This is a genomic window from Paraflavitalea sp. CAU 1676, from assembly GCF_029223285.1.
Lineage (GTDB): Bacteria > Bacteroidota > Bacteroidia > Chitinophagales > Chitinophagaceae > Paraflavitalea.
The window spans coordinates 51,125-70,147 of the sequence record NZ_JARHUJ010000009.1 but is presented as its reverse complement, the minus strand read 5'-3'; the positions used below and the strand labels follow the sequence as shown (position 1 = coordinate 70,147).

The following is a 19,023-nucleotide window of genomic DNA, read 5'->3' as shown; positions in this document are numbered from 1 at the left end:
GGGAACCCTGCCTTCGGATTAGCTCCACAGTGGCTGAACGAAGCTGTTAAAAACAGTTGTCGCCACTTTATTGGTATAGGAGCTATCACGATACCTCCCCACCCATTTAATGCCCTGGATGGCATTGGTCAGGAACACTTCATCGGCCTGGGCAAGCGTTTGAAGCGTGAGCACATCTTCCTTAACGCCAGTTGGCCCGTGAGCCATGCTTTCTATCAGGTGGCGCCGCATAACACCTGCTATTCCCCCCTCTGATAAAGGGGGCGTAAACAGGTCGCCGTTCTTTACCCAAAATACATTTGCAATAGTAGCATCGCATATTCGGCTATGCGTATTGAGCAGTAAACAGTCGTTGAGCCTGTTCTCTTTGGCGTGTACGGCTGCGAGGGCATAAGGGAGATAATTGTTGGATTTGATATTCGCGAGTATATCCACCGGTTTGTGCACCTGATCATAAATATCGATGTGGAGCCCATTTTCATTAAGTTGACGTGGTGGGTCGAGTGGCCAGGCTTCGATGATCAGGTTGGGCTGGTGGTTTTCCGGATCGTAGAGGCCGCCACTACCCCGCACGATATTGAGTCGGATCCTCGCCGCCGTTTCTATTTTCATTTTGCGGCAAAGCTCCAAAACGGCGGCCTCGAGATGTGCCGGGGTAAAGAGAACGGGCAGTTGAAAACGAAGCAGCTGCAGGCCGGCAAAAAGCCGTTCGAAATGATAGGTTTCCAAAACGATCTGCCCCTTAACCACCCGCATGGTTTCAAAAAGACCGTCGCCATATCGAAGGCCCCGGTTATCCGCCGACACCAGCGGTGTACCTGCCGGCAGAATTTTATCATTATAATAGATATAGCTATTCATAACAAAAGCCGGCGGGCTTCCCCAACCGGCTGTAAGATATTATATTTTTTCACCCATCGAAGGCAATTCCCCCCTCAGGCTTTATTGTGGCTGATCGATGATCCCGTTCTTTACGGCATACATTACCAGGCCCGCCATGGATTTGGCGCCTGTCTTTGTTTTAAGCTTATCCCGAATTGCCTCTACCGTGCGCGGGCTGATCTCTACGATATCGGCAATCTCCTTGGTGGTCTTTTCCTCGCACATCAGCTTCAAAACCCTGGTTTCTTTGTCGGACAGGTTAACTTCCTGCGGGCTGGCCAAATCGGTGCGCTTGGTCCTAAGCCCTGTCAACAATGCTTTATTCGTGAGCTCATTGAAGAAAAACTCCTGTTCGTAACAGGTTTTGATGGCCTGGTAAATAGTCTCTGAATCGGAGTTCTTCGTGAGATAGGAGTTGGCCCCTATTTCCATGAGCTTGCTGATCATGGAGTGGTCGTTGTGCATGGAAAGAATGATCACCTTCGCATCGGGCCTCACTTTCCTGATCTCCGGAAGGGTTTGAATACCGTCCATGATCGGCATTTGGATATCCAATAATATAACGTCTGGTTCGATGTGTTTGAGCAGGTTGAGCAGCTGCATTCCATTGTCTGCCTCGGCAATCAACTCCACGTCCCTCTTGGAGGAGAGGGATGTTTTAACCCCTGCCCGGAATAGGGCATGGTCGTCGGCTATAGCCACTTTGATCACCTTGTCGATGTTTTTCATTCGGGTTGTATTTTAAAAATATAAGGGGTACGCTTCATTCAGCGAACAAAATGCGACTTTTTCGTGAGAAATACTATAGGATATTTACGAAATTATACTAATTACTAATATAGTCGAAACTATTTTCAATTAGAACATTTACGATGCTGCAATAAGTGGTTTTCCTTGTTTTCATAGGTTTATTACGATGAGATTAGTAAAAACTGAAATGTTAAAATGAAGCATTAGTTCGCTTGTCCACATACTTATCCACATTTATTTTTGCTTTAGAAGTTGATTGACGAGGATTAGCAACCTCAGACCATCCAATGTCCTTTAAATTACCGTCCAGAAAGAATTCTAATATTCTATGAAGCCAGCTAAAATCCAATGTCAGTCAACTTTCTTTTTCCGTGCACCCGGTACCTTGTAACCCATACCTAAACAATAAGGCGATCACACCCTTTGAAAACAATTACCTTTTTGTGTATCTCTGAATGCCAATAGCGATAACTTGCCAATCGACCCTGTCTGAATCCATTCCTTTGAAATTGATCCTTTTTAGTCCAGGTAATCCGGGAAAAACCAACTTGGTTAGCGAGCCCCGTGATTAAATTTTTTTGCGTGAAAAAGGCGATGCTGAGAAGTGTCGCCTTTTTGTATTTCGTTTAGCCCCGGCGGCAACCAACCGGCAGCGCCGGGCATAAGAAAACCGGATAAGCCGATATCATAGTTGAGTAAGCGGTTATCCGGTTTCTAAATAAGGTAGATTTTATACTATATATCGAAGAATTTAAGGTTCTTAAATAGATGCTGGTTTATTGAACGAGGATCCGTTTGCGCTCTACAATTTCACCTTTTCCATTACGGATGGCGATCATATAGATACCAGCAGCACGGCTGGCAGGCAGGTCCAATTGCAGTGAATTCAAACCTGTTTGCACTGCAAATGTTTTTCTCGTCAGCAATACTCCCTGGCCGTTGTATACCGCGAACTGATAATTCTCGGCAGCCGGCGCATCCAGGTTGATGGGTATTTGCCTGGAAACGAGCGTCGGCATGTTTATGCTCAGCAAGCCTCCGGGTTGGTTCATAGCGATGATACGCGAGAATCCAACACTGCCACCTGTTGCTACCTGCACCAGGCGATAGTACGCTTTACCAGTGGCTCCTGATTTATCCATATAATGGTAGCTGCGAACTCCTTCCTCGGCCTCGGTTTTGCCTACGTTTTCCCAATTAGATCCATCGGGGCTTCTTTGAACGGCAAAATGTTGTATGTCCTGTTCATTAGATACCACCCAATTGAGGTTAACTCCTTCACTAACCATTTTACCGGTAAACGAAGTGATCTGTACGGGTAACGTAATGAGTCCCGATTCGAAGAAAGACTTGAAATAGATACAGGTATGTCTTACATCGGAGCTTGTTTTTGTAGAGATCGAACCATTCCGGTAAATGATGGTGCCAACGTTGGTAAAGTTCATCTGGAACATATACTTCGTTGCATTCGTATCGATATTGGGCACCGTTAATACGGTACCAATGGCATGAGAGTTTACACCATCGAATGATACGTTCAGCAATGTGTTGGGGTCTACCGCATAAGCTCCCGGGGTAGAGGCTACGATAAATTCCTTTAGTTTACTTCCATCACCATCAATATCGATTGCAGTGATAGACAAACAGGGAAGTATCGTATCGGTATTCGTACCAGCCTTTTTAAAAACGATCTTCCAATCAAGGTAAGACGTTCCGCTGGCGCCTGCCGTAACGTAAGGCTGCCAGGCATCGTAATAACCCTGAGAGGTATTATCCATATCGTTCAGGCCGGCACCGCCAACAAGCGCCATTATCTGAATGGTGGCGTCTACACCGGTTGTAACATTGGAGAATTTATACACTGCCCCTACCTGGCGGGCTGTTCCACTCATTAACTTGGGAGAAACAAACGTCATGGATGGATAATGACATTGTGCTGTGGCCGCAGAAGGCATAAGCATCGACGCTGCAAGTATGATGCAGGTCAGTCCTGTGATACGGCTGATCCAGTCGCGCCAGGACACAATTCGGATTTTGAAATCATAGGTACAGTTAGGATACATAGGGTTGAATTTAACACGGAATCTGGGACAAGGATAGAAAAAAACATTTACTAATGAAAGCAAAAGTTGATAATTGTTAACAACTCTTTCTTTTTATTTGAACAACTGATTCATAATTACCTGTTGTTTAATATCTAATACAATTAATTACAATAGCTATGACAAAAAAACATATTCGCTCAAGACATTAATATCTTTATTCATATGCTAACCTGCATCGACGACCGGAATCACCTTTCGCTTCCTTTCATACAGCATCTGTATGAAACCTCTTTCCCTTTATCTGAAAGGAGAACCTGGGACAAGGTGGTGGAGCTTATCGACCATCATCCCATGCAACTGCTGGCCATCAACGACGATGCATTGCTCATCGGTTTTGCAATCCTATGGCAAGCGGGCGATTGGAAGTACCTTGAACACTTTGCCATTGATCCGTCTTTAAGAGGAAAACATTATGGAAGCCGGGTAATTCAACTTATTATCGAAACTTCCCGCCGCCGGTTGGTGCTGGAAGTAGAACCCCCAACCGATGAATTCAGCAAACGGCGGATAGGCTTTTATGAGAGGAACGGCTTTATACTAGCCCCCTTTGTTTATGAACAGCCTCCCTATAGAAAAGGAGAACCAGCGATTCCCATGTGCCTCATGAGCATGCCGGCGATCATTCATTCGGCAGAGATGGATATCACAGCAAAGGCAATTCTGCAAACGGTCTATGCGCCATTTTGGACCTAGGCCACATTGTGCCTTTGTTTTTTTATATTGTGGTCTATGAATGGTTTGCCCCTGCACTGGAAGTTATTTCGTATATTATGTATCATACAACTGATCCTGGTGATCTATTCGCTGGCCATTAACACCGGCCGGCTATTTGATCACGTAGATACGATCAGTGACCTGATCAGTGTTGTGTGCTATCTGTTGGTTTCCTTTTTCCTGTTCCAGGGATTATCCATCCTCCATGATAACTATCCTAACAATCCCTTGACACTGAAACAAAAAAGGCGATTCAATATTTTTTTCCTGATCAACTTCCTGCTGATCGCATTCCTTTTTGCGAAAACAGTACAGATGTGGCGGATCCTGCCGCTGATCAACCTACAGACGCTGGTACGCAACAGCTTACTGTTCACCCTAATCTTTTATATATTACAATCCATCGTTGTATTTTTCTTTCACCTGCTTTTCCTGTTTGGCATGTACCAGCTGCGCAAGCAGATCTATGAGAATACCATAAACGAGTGGTATCATCAGTTTGACCAACAAGATTCTTAACCCAGTTACCCCTGCACATGATGTTACCGTTACGATGGAAAATATTCAGGCTCCTCAGTTACCTGCACATGGCGCTTACTACTTTGATCGCCGCCCTGGCGGTAATAGGCCTATCCGAATCGAGGTTCAATTTCAGGTCGTTCGAAGATGTAGCGGCATTGATTCTCCTGATCTTGTTTCCCACCACTTTGCTGGCGAACAGCAGCGTTAATATATTGATCCTCGAAAGATATTACCCTGATAGAGTACCAGGTAAAAGGCTACGAGGCTTTTCTATCGCACTGTTTATCCTTGCGCTGCTATCAATAGTTGCCGCTGTTACAGGCGCCATTGCCGCTTTTGTAGCCTTGTTATCCCGCGAGAGCGGCAGTATGGGCCGAGACCTCATAGGATATCTTGTAGCGGCTGCCATTGCCCTCATCGGATTGACCGGTGTGTACATTCTCTGGTTCCAGGTTTCGCTCAGAAAAGCGATCCGCCGTAATCATGAAATGGCCCTGGATAGCTTTCTGGATGACGAAGAATCTGGCAATGAGATCCCACTCAGGTAATCTGTTGGAGCTGCATCCTCTCCTGTAAGAATATTGCCCTTTTTTTGAATTTCCTTACCTTGTCGGCATGAAAAGCACATTGCCGCCATTGGCTGAGAGAATGCGTCCGGAAACGCTGGACGAACTGGTGGGACAGGAACATCTTGCCGGCAAAGGAAGTATTTTACGTACCGCGATCGAACAGGGGAAAGTTCCTTCGATGATCTTGTGGGGACCGCCGGGTACAGGCAAAACAACAATTGCGAATATAATTGCCCACACTTTAAAAGCGCCCTTTTTTACGTTAAGCGCCATCAGTTCGGGCGTCAAGGATGTTCGGGAAGCCATAGAAACTGCAAAGGCCTTGCAAAAAGGCATTCTTTTCATTGATGAGATACACAGATTTAACAAAGGCCAGCAGGATGCACTACTAGCAGCCGTTGAGAAAGGGATCATTACGCTGATCGGTGCTACTACAGAGAACCCGTCGTTTGAAGTAAATAGCGCTTTGCTCAGCCGAAGCCAGGTGTATGTATTAAAGGCGCTTGACGAAGCAGACCTGATCACTTTACTAGAGCAGGCCATGCAAAGAGATGATGTGCTTGCCCAAAAGAAGATCGAACTGGTAGAAACAGCCGCACTCATCAATATTTCAGGTGGCGACGCTCGTAAGTTATTGAACCTGTTCGAACTGGTGGTTGACACGCTCAGTTCAAAAACAGAAAGCGCCCCTATCCGGATCACAGACGAGACTGTGATGAGCATTGCCCAACAGCGAATTGCTATCTATGATAAAAGTGGCGAACAGCATTATGATATCATTTCAGCCTTCATCAAGTCTATCAGAGGCAGCGACCCTAATGCGGCTGTATATTGGCTGGCCAGGATGATTGAAGGCGGTGAAGATGTAAAATTCATTGCACGCCGTTTGGTAATACTCGCCAGTGAAGACATAGGCAATGCCAACCCTACTGCTTTGGTGATGGCTAATACCACTTTTGACGCCGTCACGAAGATCGGCTACCCCGAATCGAGGATCATCTTATCACAATGTGCTGTGTACCTGGCATCATCGGCGAAGAGCAACGCATCCTATGCGGCGATCAATGCGGCCCTTGCTGCTGTAAAACAGCATGGTGATCTTCCTGTTCCTCTTCATATCCGTAACGCCCCTACCAGGCTGATGAAGAACCTTGGTTACGGCAAAGACTACCAGTATTCGCACAGCTATGACAATAACTTCTCCAGTCAGGAATACCTTCCTGCTGCGCTGGCCGGCACTAAATTCTATGATCCGGGCCGTAATGCAAGGGAAGAGGAATTACGCCGCTACCTAAAAGGATTGTGGAAGGATAAATATGGATATTAACAGCAAACAATCAATCATCTCTTTTTCTAAGTGTTACTATGAATAGCTCTATCAACTGGACCTGCAAGTCTTTTAATGAATTAACCACACAAGAACTTTATGTGTTGCTACAATTGCGGAGCGAAGTTTTTGTAGTAGAGCAAAACTGTGCTTTCCAGGATATGGACAATAAGGATCAAAAGTCCATGCACCTGATGGGATGGCAAAACGACCTGCTGGCTGCTTACACGCGACTGGTTCCGGCCGGCGTATCCTACGAAGAAATGTCCATTGGCCGGGTGGTAACCTCTCCCAAAATGAGAAAATCGGGCGCCGGCCGCCAGTTGATGCAAAAATCCATCGAAAGCTGCTACCAGCTTTTTGGCCAGGGGCCCATTCGCATCGGAGCACAACTGTACCTTCAGAGGTTTTATGAATCCTTTGGTTTTCAACAATCCAGCGAAGTTTATCTGGAAGATGGCATCGAGCATATCGAAATGTTACTAGTTGAATCACGTTAATCCCGCTATAGGAATTCCCCTATACTCATATATTTTTTCCACGCCGCACACAAAAAAGAAATATTTCTTCGTTTCCTTGTAAGGAAATTCAGCGCCTATTATTTTAGACGCCGGATCCCAGACCATCTGAAAACTAAATCTGATATTCCATGAAACAGTATCTACACGCTTCTGTGCGGAAGTGTTGTGCACTAACGCTTATTGTCCTTTCGGCAAACTACACTTCGTTTAGCCAAATTAGTGAAAGCACTTCCTATTGGGAAATAGGCATGACAATGGGGCCCGGAAATGCCCTCACCGACGTTCAAGGTGCACAGGGTAAAGGGCAAACCTTTCTTAAAGACAACAATTTCAAGCAGACGAAATTTATGTGGGGTGGTTACCTTGGCTATTCACCCAAACCTTATGTAAACTTTCGTTTGGCCTTCAACTTCGGCACCCTGGAAGCAGACGATGCCAAGATCAAATCGAAGGGTGGAATGGAAGACACAAGGAAAAATCGTAACTCCAACTTCCGCACCAAGATAAAAGAATTGATGTTGCTGGCGGAAATATACCCCACTACTTTAATTGAAAATGATCCTGAAGATACCTGGTTGAAACTGAGGCCTTATGTGGTAGCTGGTATCGGTGTGTTCAAGTTTAATCCTCAGGGACAGCTAAACGCCAATACCTGGGTAGACCTGCAACCACTGCATACAGAAGGCCAGGGCTTTCCCCAGTATGCCGACAGAAAGCCTTACAAGCTCACCCAGATCAATCTTCCCGTAGGTGCCGGTGTAAAATATTTCATCACGGAAAATACGCACGTATCCCTTGAAGTATTGCACAGGATCTTAAGGACCGACTATCTTGATGACGTTAGCACGGAATACATAAACCCAGCAGATTTTCAAGGAAATCTCGATCCGAAGCTTATCGGAACTGCCACCGCCATGGCCAATAAGTCGATTGGCGGAATCTATAAGCCCGGTGACAAACGCGGTACAAAAACCAACAACGACGCCTACTATACCTTCAACATCAAGGTTGGCTTTCGTTTAGGTAATGGTGACCGTTACGGCACGTCGACACGTTGCCCGATCAGGTTCTAATGAAACTGATGTAGTTGTTCCGTTATATAGCATTTGTTGATCCGTACCCCTTTTTTGAAAACTATCCGCCTTTTTAACCAAAGGTCACCCTATGTTGAGAACTAATCCAGAGAGCAATCTACGTGGATATTCCATGTCCTTACTGGCCATTGGAATGTTTGCTTTGTGCTTTGGTAGTAATGCAGCTACTGTTGCATCACCCCATACACGAGTCTCGCAGCCGGCAGACACCATCCTGGTTCAAAAGCTACTGAATACCAGAAAACATAAGATCAAATTGACGCCGAGCGTTAACAACCAGGTGCTGTTCTTCAGCGTCAACGGTGAAGACGGCAGGCTGTATCAGTTATACTTATTTGATGTAGAAGGAAAGTTGGTGAAGCGTATAAACATCCGAAACAAAGAAACCACCGTTCTTAACAATATGGGAAAAGGGAGTTACCTGTATGAAATATTCAGTGAAGACGAGCGCATCGAGAATGGACAGGTTTTCATTCGATAGCCCCGCTACAAAATGGCAAATTGTTTTTCCGAAATAATCACCAATAAGCAGCAGGGAAATTAGTAAGATCCAAATATCCGGTTGAGTCAAAAAACCGATCCGTTCCCTATAAGTTCCCAAGTACCCTGATAAAAAAGATTTTATTGATCACTCCCTGCACCCGCTTATTGGAACACACGAATTAATGCTGGTCAACCCAGTATCCTCCGACCGCCGGCTATGAGTAATGGCCGGCGGTCTGTATTTATCCTATTTAAGGAATAATTTTTCGGCATCGGCCCAACTGCCCAGGCGTTCATATTCTGTTTCTAAAAGATTGTGAGGCGTCGTATAAAGCAGTTTCTTGCCCGGAAAATGAACAAGGTTGCGTGTATGGTCATCGATCATATAATCGCCGTAAACCAGTCGTTTATCGCCGCACAATGTGATCTGCCTCCAGCTGAAGAAGGGAAAATGCTCCTGAAGCCAGTCGTACTTATCTTTTAAGGAATTGGGAAACTCCATCGCGGCCGAAACAATGAATATTTCATATTTCTGGTTCATTTCTTTCAGCACTTCCACGCTATCCTTCATCACCGGCAGGTTCCTGAAAAAGCCGGGCGCCTTCAACCTGTCCCACACCAGTTGGTGATGCTCTTCGGGAAATCCTTTAATCCAGGAACCGGCCATCTTGCTGTAATCCACTTTGTTTCCGTATTGACTTTCGTACCAAGTGATCATATCACCCATTGGATCGGCGATCACTTCATCCATGTCGATAATTACTCTTTCCATTGCAGTATTATTTTTTAACGCCACGAGCTGCAGATACCGTTAAAAGTATATCGATGACTTTTACCAGTGCCTGCAGCCCGCAACACTTATTGATTATTTCAATTCTTCTTTCAGGAATTTCCCGGTATGACTTTCCTTTACTTTCAAAAGATCCTCCGGTGTTCCTTCGAATAGGATTTTTCCACCCCCATCACCTCCTTCGGGACCCAGGTCGATCAAATGGTCGGCAACCTTGATCACATCCATATTGTGCTCTATCACGAGTACTGTATTACCCCGGTCGACCAGTTTATAAAGAACATCCAGCAGGTGCTGTATATCTTCAAAATGGAGTCCTGTAGTAGGCTCATCCAGTATATAAAAGGTTTTACCGGTATCCTTCTTGGACAGTTCTGTTGCCAGCTTCACCCGTTGCGCCTCACCCCCGCTGAGCGTTACTGCACTTTGACCAAGTGTAATATATCCAAGACCCACTTCTTCCAGCACCTTTATCTTACGGTATATGTAGGGTACGTTCTGAAAGAACTCTACCGCATCCTCGACGGTCATATCCAATACATCACTGATCGACTTCCCTTTGTAACGGATCTCGAGGGTTTCCCGGTTATATCGTTTGCCCTGGCATTTTTCGCAATGCACATATACATCGGGCAGGAAGTTCATTTCAATAACACGCATACCGCCCCCTTCGCAAACATCGCAACGACCGCTTTTAACATTGAAGGAGAAGCGGCCTGCATTGTAGCCCCTGATCTTTGCTTCCGGAACAGATGCAAACAATGTTCGTATATCGGTAAAAAAGCCGCAGTAAGTGGCCGGGTTGCTCCGCGGGGTACGGCCAATGGGCGACTGATCGATCTCGATCACCTTATCGATATGTTCGAGGCCTTTAATGCTTTTATACTCCAGCGGGTTCATTTTGGAGTTGTAAGCATGTTTACTCAAAATCGGATACAGGGTTTCGTTGATCAGGGTTGATTTTCCGCTGCCGCTGACGCCTGTAACGACAATGAACTTACCGAGCGGGAATTTGGTATCTACATTTTTCAGGTTGTTGCCTTTAGCTCCCTTGATCTCCAGAAACTTCCCATTGCCTTTGCGACGCTCTTTGGGAACAACGATGGCACGGTGCCCATTGATATAGGAAGAGGTGAGCGTATCCAGCTTCAGCAAGGCAGTAGGATCACCTTGTGCCACTACCCTGCCACCATGAAAACCTGCTTTAGGGCCTATATCGACCAGGTGATCGGCGGCGAGCATAATATCTTTATCGTGCTCCACGACCAATACGCTGTTACCGATATTGCGCAGATTCTTCAACGCCTCGATGAGCCGCTGGTTATCGCGTTGGTGCAAACCGATACTCGGCTCATCCAATATATAGGTAATACCTTGTAACTGTGAACCGATCTGCGTGGCCAGCCTGATGCGCTGAGACTCACCGCCACTCAGCGTACGGGATGCCCGGTTGAGCGTAAGGTAATTGAGACCCACATCGAGCAGAAATTGCAGCCGCTCACGGATCTCTTTCAACACATCTTTGGCAATGGCATTCTGTTTAGTACTCAGGCGACTTTCAATGCCGGTGAACCATTTCATCAATTTATCGAGGTTGAGCTCGCTCAACTCGGAGATATTCTTTTCATCGACCTTGAACCAGAGGCTTTCCTTTTTAAGGCGGGCTCCATCGCAGGAGCTACAAACCCTGAGTTCCATGAACTGCTCCACCCAATCTCTTAGAGCATCGGTATTGCCTCCGGCAAACCAGCGTTTAAGCTGTGGTATCACACCTTCGTATTCAGTTTGGTACAGAGGGCCGCCCGTGGCCGTTTCATCAAAATCGACTTGCTCCTCTTCTTCAGGGGGTGTTTCGGCACCATACAATACCAGGTTCAATGACTTCTTCGGCAGGTCTTTTATTGGTGCATCGAGGCTAAACTTATTCTTTTTTGCCAGTTGCTGTACCTGCTTGAATACATGCGCATCGCGTTCGGCTCCCAGTGGCGCGATGGCGCCTTCATTGATCGAGAGGTTCTTATCGGGCATGATCGCTTCCAGGCTGATCTGGTACACGTTGCCGAGCCCTTTACAAACCGGACAAGCACCATACGGACTATTAAAAGAGAAGGTATTCGGAGATGGCTCTTCGTAGCTGATACCACTGTCTTCACACATCAACAACTTGGAGTATTGTATAACTTTATCGTCATTCACCTGCAGGAACATGAGGTCTTTACCCACCTGCAGGGCCTTCTGTACACTTTGGGCGAGGCGTACCCGCATATCATCGGTAACGGGTAACCGGTCGATGACCACTTCGATGTCATGGATCTTATACCGGTCGACCTGCATTTTGGGTACGAGGTCTTTGATCTCTCCATCGATCCTGGCTTTGAGGTACCCTTTTTTGCGGATGTCTTCGAAGAGCTCCCGGTAATGACCTTTACGCCCACGTATCAGCGGCGCCAATACGGTGATCTTCTTCGCCCTGTATTTTTTATAGACATTATCGACGATCTCTTCTTCACTGAACTTCACCATTTTTTTGCCCGTGTTGAAACTATAGGCCTCCCCTACCCTTGCATACAACAGGCGCATGAAGTCGTACACCTCCGTAATCGTCCCTACTGTTGAACGGGGGTTTTTGTTGGTGGTCTTCTGCTCGATGGAAATTACGGGTGACAAACCGGTGATCTTATCGACTTCGGGTCTTTCCATATCGCCAATAAACTGGCGGGCGTAGGCTCCGAAGCTTTCCATATACCTTCGCTGCCCTTCGGCATAAATGGTATCGAAGGCGAGTGATGATTTACCACTGCCACTGATACCCGTAATTACCACCAGCTTATTTTTGGGAATACTAATGTCAATATTCTTGAGATTATGTACCCGGGCTCCATACACTTCTATCGCATCGTTAGATGCTTTGCTGCCGGATTGTCCGTTGTCTACCGGCACTGCCTTTTTAACTTTCGCCATATTAATTTTTGGGAAGGGTCAAAGATAAGAACAAATGCCAGACCGAATGGTTGACCCGCAATTGAGGATTTTCTTTCTCATTTTCAGGCAGATATGGCAGTTTTGGGCATTGTGGTATAAAGTTTGAAAGGGGTGATCTGGATTACTTTAAATAAAAATCTAGTTATGAAACCACTTCAGAACACCCTCACAGCAATCGTAGCCGCCGCTATGTTATTGGGCGGATGTAAGAGTATGAACAAATCACAAAAAGGAGCCGTCATCGGTACTGCAGGCGGAGCAGCGGTTGGAGCCGTTGTAGGAAAGGTAGCAGGTAATACAGCATTGGGAGCCATTATTGGCGCCGCCGTTGGTGGCGTAAGTGGCACCCTTATTGGTAAGAAAATGGACAAACAGGCGCGGGAGATCGAGAACAGGGTTCCTGGTGCCAAGGTGGAGCGTGTAGGTGAAGGAATTGTAGTGGAATTCAGCGACAAGATCCTGTTTGGCTTTGACAAATCTGATCTCTCGGCAAGTGCTGAAACCAATCTTGATAAGCTGGTACAGGTGTTGAAGGAATATCCCGATACCAATATCGAGATCCAGGGACATACCGACAGCAAAGGCGCTGATGCATATAACCAGGGATTGTCGGACAGAAGGGCTTCTGCTGTGGCTGCTTATTTGCGCGGACGTGGTGTCGCTTCTTCAAGGGTCACCACCAAGGGATATGGTGAAACTGCCCCCGTAGCCTCGAATGATACCGAAGAAGGACGTGCACAAAACCGACGCGTAAACTTCCTGATCACCGCCAACGATAAAATGAAACAAGAGGCTAAAAAAGAAGCCGGCAACTAATACTCCTCATTTTACCGATGAAGAGCATTTTTAACAAAATCAATAGCAAATGAAAACTAAGCTTATCGCACTTATCTCTGCTTGTCTGTTAGGAAGTTTTATTACTCATGCCCAATCGAAGAAAGCCGCAGGCGGTTCTACTTTCGGTATCCGCGCTGGTGTGAATTTTCAAAACCTGAATGGTGAAGCTGCCGGCAGGGACCTGAATAACAAGATCAAGACAGGGTTTAATGCTGGCATTAATGTAGAAGTGCCATTGGCCGACGAGTTCTACCTTCAACCGGGCCTGTTGTTCACCTCAAAAGGAGCAAAGGCAGATGACAATGACAACACAAAATGGAATATCAACTACCTTGAACTTCCAATCAATTTCGTGTTTAAGCCGATTTTGGGAAACGGCAATCTGTTATTGGGCGCCGGTCCATATCTTGGATACGCCCTTGGAGGTAAAATCAAGTCAGATGACGGCGACATTGACCTGGAATTTGACAGTGAGCTAACCGGAGCAGAAATTCTTAAAGCGCCGTACACCGTCCGCAGATTCGATTTTGGTGGCAACCTATTGGTAGGCTACGAATTCAGCAGCAAGCTCTCTGCTCAACTCAATGCCCAGTTAGGCCTGGCCAACATCAATCCTAAAATTGATGGTGTAGATAAGAAAGATAACCATACCCAAAATACCGGCTTCGGTATTTCTCTGGGCTACAGGTTCTGATTTCATCTTCGACCATCTTATATAGCAGGCTGCCCGTATGGGCAGCCTTTTCTTTTAAAGTACCGTAGGCGGTGAGACGATCATTTGCACTGGCCATAAATCTTGCTAACCAAATCATACTTAAGCTTTTGGGCCTGGCATTCAATTCGTCCGGCAGACATAAACCCGTTCTTTTCGAAAAGAAATTTGGAAATTTATTCGCCCGTTATATCTTTGCACCAGTTCTTTAAACATCTCTTATCAAGAAAGGCTGAGGGAAATGGCCCGATGAAGCCTTGACAACCTGTCTGCGCGCAAGCGAGATAAGGTGCCACGTCCAGCTCCAATGCAAATTGGAGACAGATAAGTCAGATCAATAGCTTCTATAATACTGTTACAACATATTTGAAAAGCTCTTCTGACTCATCGGAAGAGCTTTTTTGTTTTGGTACTTACCCAAAGGGGTTGGCCTGCAACACCTGCACGATCAGCAGGCAACGCACCGGCCTACCGGTTAAGGAACCACTCCGCAAAATCTCTTCCGAAGAACTTTCTCTTGATAAGTGCTGTCGCAGAACACTGTCTATTCAACACATTTAACATCGTTCGTACGATCTCTGCCGAGACGGAAGGAAAAAAAAACTGTTTATCATGCAAGCGACAACACAACTCATTCACAGCATTCCGGTAGATCCATTAACAGGCGCTATTTCTGTACCCATTTATCAAACCTCCACCTTTGTCCAGGAAGCCCCGGGCGTTAACAAGGGTTATGACTATGCCCGCAGTGGCAATCCCACACGTGCTACGCTGGAAAGCCTGCTGGCGAAACTGGAAGGCGGAGAAGTTGGATTAGCATTCAGTAGCGGTCTGGCCGCCATCGATGCCGTTGCCAAGTTATTGAAAGCCGGTGACGAGATCATTGCCGTTGATGACATTTACGGAGGCGCCTACCGTTTGTTTACGCAGGTATATCAGCAATTTGGGATCAAGATCAACTTTGTCGATACTTCGAACCCCGAGAATGTCTTCAACGCTATTACTCCTCAAACAAAGCTGATCTGGCTCGAAACACCGACCAACCCTACCCTGAAGATCTCGGATATTGAAGCTATTGCCAGGATCGCCAAAGCACACAATTGCCTGCTTTGCGTAGACAATACCTTCGCTACCCCCGCCCTGCAAAAGCCATTGCTGCTCGGTGCAGACATAGTGGTGCATTCCGTGACCAAATACCTGGGAGGCCATAGCGACCTGATCGCCGGTGCGATCGTAGCGAAAGACAAAGCTGTTGGCGACCGCCTTAAATTCATCCAGAATGCCTGTGGCGCCATCCTCGGCCCCTTCGACAGCTGGCTGGTGATACGTGGAATAGAGACCCTTCACCTGCGTTTACGCCAACATTGCGCAACCGCTTTGGAAGTGGCAAAATTCCTGGAAGATCATCCCGCAGTAGACAAGGTTTACTATCCCGGTCTTTCTACTCATCCAAACCATGAGATTGCTAAAAAGCAGTCCAAAGGTTTTGGTGGAATTGTTTCCTTTAGTCTCAAAAACGACACGGCAGAAGCGGCAAGTGCTTTTGCCACTTCTACCGATCTGTTCAAGCTGGCAGAAAGCCTGGGCGGCATTAAGAGTTTGATCAGCCATCCGGCGACCATGACCCACAAATCTATTCCCGCGGAGAAACGCAGGGCAGCAGGCGTATCGGACAGCCTGCTCCGTTTAAGCATTGGCCTGGAGGAAGCTGAAGACCTTATCCAGGACCTTCAAACTGCTCTGGACAAAAGCCTGCAACACGCATCTATCACTTTGGATAAAACCCTGGCATAACACTCTTAGGAATATTTCAATAAAACCAACTATGGCCACCGAAACTGTTAAAGAACCTGTAAAGACTTATAAAGACATCGACAGCAAACTACTGGTAGCGATCCCGAATCCTACCAGGCAGGCATATGAGATCAAGATAAAGATCCCGGAATTTACTTTTCTTGGTGTAAAGGAGCAGCCGGATTTCGCGGTCATATACCTTACATTCTACCCTAAGGACAAGATCATCGAACTGAAATCTTTCAAACATTATGTATTTCAGTTGCGCAACATCGTAGTGTCTTATGAACGCCTCATAAACATTATTTATGATGATCTGTTAAAGGTATACGATCCCGAGCGGCTCAGGCTGGTAATGATCTGTAACCCACGCGGTGGCATCAGCTCCAAGCTCACCATCGATTCGGACTGGAAGAGCCGGGGCGGCCAGGAAAAGTTCAATGACTGGCAAAGCATCGAGGATGAATGGTCAGTTTCTATGTAACACGAAATACGGGCGATTGCCGGTGCAATAAAGACAACAACAACAACAATTAACAGTTCAGGAACATAAAAAAAATCGCAATAGTAAATGGAAGCTCACAAACAGTTGACAATCGGATTATTCGGATTTGGCGTAGTGGGTGAAGGTTTGTACAAGGTGTTGCAACAAACTCCTTCACTGAAGGCCACCATCAAGAAAGTGTGTATCAAAAACCCCGGCAAGAAAAGAGAAGCGCCAGCTGATCTGTTCACCACGGATAAGGATCTGCTACTGAATGATCCCGAGATCAACGTGATCGTTGAGGTGATCAATGAATCAGTGCCCGCTTTTGATATCGTCTCTACCGCCTTGAAAAATGGGAAGGACGTGGTGAGTGCGAGCAAAAAGATGATCGCAGAAAACCTGCCCGAGCTGCTGGGCCTTCAACAGAAAACCGGCCGCTCTCTGCTTTATGAAGCCGCAGCCTGCGCTTCTATCCCGGTGATCCGTAATCTCGAGGAATATTACGATAACGATCTGCTGCACTCGATCAAAGCGATCGTTAACGGATCGACGAACTTTATTCTTACGAAAATGTTCGAAGATAAGCTTGGTTACCAGGAAGCGGTATTACTGGCTCAACAATTGGGTTTTGCAGAAACCGACCCTTCGCTGGATGTTGAAGGATACGATGCGGTGAACAAATGGGCCTTCCTGCTTACGCATGCTTATGGTATTGTAGAAAGCACGGACAATATCGTTTTCAATGGTATTCAAAATATTCAGGGCAGCGATGCCTCTGTTGCCGCAGAAAAGCACTTCGACATCAAGCTGGTAGCTCAGGCGAAAAAGCTGCAGAATGGCAAGGTAGCTGCCTTTGTACTACCCCAGTTCATTAAACACGACGACCACCTGGCATTCGTCAAGAATGAATACAATGGTGTGGTGATTGAAAGCGGGTTTGCCGACAAGCAATTCTTTTATGGAAAAGGCGCCGGCAGCTTCCCCACGGCTTCTGCTGTGTTGAGCGACCTTTCGGCCCTCCGCTATCAATACAAGTACGAATACAAAAAATTGTATCACCACGTTCCCCAGGAACTCACGACCGACTTCTATGTACGGGCGTATGTGAGTTTCGACGACTGGAAGTACATCCCCAAGGATAGGTTTGAGTGGATCGAGGAATGGCATGCCGAAACCGACAGGAAGTACCTGGTAGGCGTTTTGCCTTTCAAAGAATTACGCGATACCAGCTGGTGGAAGGAAAACAATACCTCACTCATTCTCTCTCCCGAAGCGATCATTGAAGATGTAGAGATCCGTAAGTTGAAGAAGAAAAGTCTTGAACTGGCGGGTATCATCTAAGCATAAAGTCTTTTGTTCGTCTGTTTTTTGTTGTTGTATTTGCATGAAATACAAAGCCCTCTTACTTTAGCAAGAGGGCTTCTTTATTTGTTGCCGGTGAAGGCTTATGCGTTGTTGTTTTCTTCAGGCTTTTCGGTATTCTCCACAGAAATAGGCTCCGGTTCCGGCTCCGTTTCTGTATTCTTTTTACGCTTGAATAATTTTACGATAAAGCCGCCGGCTGCTACAAACCCCAAAGCGATCAATTTCCAGAACTTGAGGAAGAAAGCAGCCACTCCTACTTTGGCGAGCACCTTACCGGCCACGAGGCCGCCGATGGTCCAGGCCGCCACCTGGTCAATCTTGGGATCGAAATCCTTGTAAGCATTTCCTTCGGTGAAGGTCGCCATATGCATCACCTGGTCGATGTCTTTCTTAACAATTGACAGTTCGCCCATGGAAGCTACGGCATTGAGCGAGAGTACGCCTTTGCGACCCAGTATGCGCACGTCGTAGTTTAGGGTATTCACTGCAGCATCTGCTCCAAACCTTAATTCTTTGGCCCAATGCAATACTTTGTTATCCTTATCGTAAAATGGCTTTTGCGCCCAGCCCACCATATGAATGGGTTCATAGCCTTCCTTCACCCTTTCTTTGTTTTCCTCTACTTCACCTTCCTGGAATCCCTTTAACATATCATCATAGTCGATCTCATCGGCATCTTCATCCTTAACGAAACCCATGGCATCGTAGGTAACTACAAACGCATAGCTGCTATCACTGAATGGATCGCCATTTTCCGGGAAGATCATTCCATCGATGCCCTCCCTGGGGGGATTGCCCCAGATATCCGAAATAATAAATTTGCTTTGAGCGGCATTGAGGTATTTAAACCCTTTCGGCACATTGAGTTTTGCTACTCCATTGGGCAGCGTAATAACTCCTGTTTCATACTTAAGGGTCGAATTGATCGAATCGGCAAACTGCTGATACTTCTCACGCATCAGTTTGAGTGAATCTTCATCACCGGCATAGAGCACATGGATCGCCATCATGGCGAACACTAATAAAAGGTACTTTTTCATGTTGGAGAGTTGGGGTTTATGGGCACAAATAACCATTTTTTCCCCGAAC

Annotated in this window: 18 protein-coding genes and 1 riboswitch; of the genes, 12 read left to right on the top strand and 6 right to left on the bottom strand. The window is 46.3% G+C overall.

From position 1 onward, the window contains the following. Positions 1 to 18: 18 nt before the first annotated feature. The 3 genes from P2H89_RS27455 to P2H89_RS27445 all read right to left on the bottom strand — a co-directional run bounded on the left by P2H89_RS27455 (position 19) and on the right by P2H89_RS27445 (position 3,695). Positions 19 to 861 (bottom strand): aminotransferase class IV, encoded by an 843-nt coding sequence (locus tag P2H89_RS27455; protein ID WP_275833157.1) that lies wholly within the window; start codon positions 859 to 861, stop codon positions 19 to 21. Positions 862 to 942: 81 nt separating this feature from the next. Then, positions 943 to 1,611: a response regulator transcription factor gene (locus P2H89_RS27450; protein ID WP_119053687.1), complete on the bottom strand. Its 669-nt coding sequence runs from the start codon at positions 1,609 to 1,611 to the stop codon at positions 943 to 945. A 797-nt stretch (positions 1,612 to 2,408) separates the two neighbouring features. Continuing rightward, positions 2,409 to 3,695 (bottom strand): T9SS type A sorting domain-containing protein, encoded by a 1,287-nt coding sequence (locus P2H89_RS27445; RefSeq protein WP_275833155.1) that lies wholly within the window; start codon positions 3,693 to 3,695, stop codon positions 2,409 to 2,411. A gap of 204 nt (positions 3,696 to 3,899) precedes the next feature. Between P2H89_RS27445 and P2H89_RS27440 the strand changes: the two genes are divergently transcribed. The 7 genes from P2H89_RS27440 (at position 3,900) to P2H89_RS27410 (ending at position 8,965) form a co-directional block, all read left to right on the top strand. After that, on the top strand, positions 3,900 to 4,430 hold the full coding sequence (locus P2H89_RS27440) for a GNAT family N-acetyltransferase (RefSeq protein WP_275833153.1): 531 nt from the start codon (positions 3,900 to 3,902) through the stop codon (positions 4,428 to 4,430). 36 nt (positions 4,431 to 4,466) lie between these two features. Continuing rightward, entirely contained in the window at positions 4,467 to 4,970 is a 504-nt protein-coding gene (locus P2H89_RS27435; protein ID WP_275833151.1) for a hypothetical protein, read from the top strand. 17 nt (positions 4,971 to 4,987) lie between these two features. Beyond that, positions 4,988 to 5,521 (top strand): hypothetical protein, encoded by a 534-nt coding sequence (locus P2H89_RS27430; protein ID WP_275833148.1) that lies wholly within the window; start codon positions 4,988 to 4,990, stop codon positions 5,519 to 5,521. Between the two features lie 67 nt (positions 5,522 to 5,588). Next, positions 5,589 to 6,869: a replication-associated recombination protein A gene (locus P2H89_RS27425; RefSeq protein WP_275833145.1), complete on the top strand. Its 1,281-nt coding sequence runs from the start codon at positions 5,589 to 5,591 to the stop codon at positions 6,867 to 6,869. Positions 6,870 to 6,907: 38 nt separating this feature from the next. Then, entirely contained in the window at positions 6,908 to 7,369 is a 462-nt protein-coding gene (locus P2H89_RS27420; RefSeq protein WP_275833143.1) for a GNAT family N-acetyltransferase, read from the top strand. A 149-nt stretch (positions 7,370 to 7,518) separates the two neighbouring features. Further along, positions 7,519 to 8,463: a DUF6089 family protein gene (locus P2H89_RS27415; protein ID WP_275833141.1), complete on the top strand. Its 945-nt coding sequence runs from the start codon at positions 7,519 to 7,521 to the stop codon at positions 8,461 to 8,463. A gap of 91 nt (positions 8,464 to 8,554) precedes the next feature. Beyond that, positions 8,555 to 8,965, top strand: coding sequence for a T9SS type A sorting domain-containing protein (locus P2H89_RS27410; protein ID WP_275833138.1), 411 nt, complete (start codon positions 8,555 to 8,557; stop codon positions 8,963 to 8,965). Positions 8,966 to 9,214: 249 nt separating this feature from the next. Here P2H89_RS27410 and P2H89_RS27405 read toward each other — a convergent pair whose 3' ends face one another. Together P2H89_RS27405 and uvrA are read right to left on the bottom strand one after the other, a co-directional pair. Then, the gene (locus P2H89_RS27405; protein ID WP_275833136.1) at positions 9,215 to 9,739 is read right to left on the bottom strand and encodes a 5'(3')-deoxyribonucleotidase; all 525 of its coding nucleotides are present in this window, start codon (positions 9,737 to 9,739) and stop codon (positions 9,215 to 9,217) included. A 93-nt stretch (positions 9,740 to 9,832) separates the two neighbouring features. Continuing rightward, positions 9,833 to 12,718, bottom strand: coding sequence for an excinuclease ABC subunit UvrA (gene uvrA, locus P2H89_RS27400; protein WP_275833134.1), 2,886 nt, complete (start codon positions 12,716 to 12,718; stop codon positions 9,833 to 9,835). Positions 12,719 to 12,883: 165 nt separating this feature from the next. Between uvrA and P2H89_RS27395 the strand changes: the two genes are divergently transcribed. From P2H89_RS27395 to P2H89_RS27375, 5 genes are all read left to right on the top strand, one after another. Then, positions 12,884 to 13,555, top strand: coding sequence for an OmpA family protein (locus P2H89_RS27395; protein WP_275833132.1), 672 nt, complete (start codon positions 12,884 to 12,886; stop codon positions 13,553 to 13,555). 49 nt (positions 13,556 to 13,604) lie between these two features. Continuing rightward, the gene (locus tag P2H89_RS27390) at positions 13,605 to 14,270 is read left to right on the top strand and encodes a porin family protein (RefSeq protein WP_275833130.1); all 666 of its coding nucleotides are present in this window, start codon (positions 13,605 to 13,607) and stop codon (positions 14,268 to 14,270) included. Positions 14,271 to 14,504: 234 nt separating this feature from the next. Beyond that, positions 14,505 to 14,619, top strand: a riboswitch (SAM riboswitch). Between the two features lie 281 nt (positions 14,620 to 14,900). After that, positions 14,901 to 16,082 (top strand): PLP-dependent aspartate aminotransferase family protein, encoded by a 1,182-nt coding sequence (locus P2H89_RS27385; protein ID WP_275833128.1) that lies wholly within the window; start codon positions 14,901 to 14,903, stop codon positions 16,080 to 16,082. A gap of 31 nt (positions 16,083 to 16,113) precedes the next feature. Beyond that, complete coding sequence (gene queF, locus P2H89_RS27380; RefSeq protein ID WP_275833126.1) at positions 16,114 to 16,566, top strand: preQ(1) synthase; 453 nt, start codon at positions 16,114 to 16,116, stop codon at positions 16,564 to 16,566. An 87-nt stretch (positions 16,567 to 16,653) separates the two neighbouring features. Next, complete coding sequence (locus tag P2H89_RS27375) at positions 16,654 to 17,910, top strand: homoserine dehydrogenase (protein ID WP_275833124.1); 1,257 nt, start codon at positions 16,654 to 16,656, stop codon at positions 17,908 to 17,910. 104 nt (positions 17,911 to 18,014) lie between these two features. On the opposite strand, the gene P2H89_RS27370 is transcribed toward P2H89_RS27375, so the two are convergent. Next, positions 18,015 to 18,974 (bottom strand): DUF2167 domain-containing protein, encoded by a 960-nt coding sequence (locus tag P2H89_RS27370; RefSeq protein WP_275833122.1) that lies wholly within the window; start codon positions 18,972 to 18,974, stop codon positions 18,015 to 18,017. Between the last annotated feature and the right edge of the window lie 49 nt (positions 18,975 to 19,023).

Excerpts from the sequence above, each read along its gene's own strand:
- uvrA (WP_275833134.1), bottom strand. The coding sequence starts at position 12,718 with ATGGCGAAAGTTAAAAAGGCAGTGCCGGTAGACAACGGACAATCCGGC.
- P2H89_RS27420 (WP_275833143.1), top strand. The coding sequence starts at position 6,908 with ATGAATAGCTCTATCAACTGGACCTGCAAGTCTTTTAATGAATTAACC.
- P2H89_RS27440 (WP_275833153.1), top strand. The coding sequence starts at position 3,900 with ATGCTAACCTGCATCGACGACCGGAATCACCTTTCGCTTCCTTTCATA.
- P2H89_RS27370 (WP_275833122.1), bottom strand. The coding sequence starts at position 18,974 with ATGAAAAAGTACCTTTTATTAGTGTTCGCCATGATGGCGATCCATGTG.
- P2H89_RS27385 (WP_275833128.1), top strand. The coding sequence starts at position 14,901 with ATGCAAGCGACAACACAACTCATTCACAGCATTCCGGTAGATCCATTA.
- P2H89_RS27455 (WP_275833157.1), bottom strand. The coding sequence starts at position 861 with ATGAATAGCTATATCTATTATAATGATAAAATTCTGCCGGCAGGTACA.
- P2H89_RS27395 (WP_275833132.1), top strand. The coding sequence starts at position 12,884 with ATGAAACCACTTCAGAACACCCTCACAGCAATCGTAGCCGCCGCTATG.
- queF (WP_275833126.1), top strand. The coding sequence starts at position 16,114 with ATGGCCACCGAAACTGTTAAAGAACCTGTAAAGACTTATAAAGACATC.
- P2H89_RS27410 (WP_275833138.1), top strand. The coding sequence starts at position 8,555 with ATGTTGAGAACTAATCCAGAGAGCAATCTACGTGGATATTCCATGTCC.
- P2H89_RS27435 (WP_275833151.1), top strand. The coding sequence starts at position 4,467 with ATGAATGGTTTGCCCCTGCACTGGAAGTTATTTCGTATATTATGTATC.
- P2H89_RS27450 (WP_119053687.1), bottom strand. The coding sequence starts at position 1,611 with ATGAAAAACATCGACAAGGTGATCAAAGTGGCTATAGCCGACGACCAT.
- P2H89_RS27445 (WP_275833155.1), bottom strand. The coding sequence starts at position 3,695 with ATGTATCCTAACTGTACCTATGATTTCAAAATCCGAATTGTGTCCTGG.
- P2H89_RS27415 (WP_275833141.1), top strand. The coding sequence starts at position 7,519 with ATGAAACAGTATCTACACGCTTCTGTGCGGAAGTGTTGTGCACTAACG.
- P2H89_RS27405 (WP_275833136.1), bottom strand. The coding sequence starts at position 9,739 with ATGGAAAGAGTAATTATCGACATGGATGAAGTGATCGCCGATCCAATG.
- P2H89_RS27430 (WP_275833148.1), top strand. The coding sequence starts at position 4,988 with ATGATGTTACCGTTACGATGGAAAATATTCAGGCTCCTCAGTTACCTG.
- P2H89_RS27375 (WP_275833124.1), top strand. The coding sequence starts at position 16,654 with ATGGAAGCTCACAAACAGTTGACAATCGGATTATTCGGATTTGGCGTA.
- P2H89_RS27390 (WP_275833130.1), top strand. The coding sequence starts at position 13,605 with ATGAAAACTAAGCTTATCGCACTTATCTCTGCTTGTCTGTTAGGAAGT.
- P2H89_RS27425 (WP_275833145.1), top strand. The coding sequence starts at position 5,589 with ATGAAAAGCACATTGCCGCCATTGGCTGAGAGAATGCGTCCGGAAACG.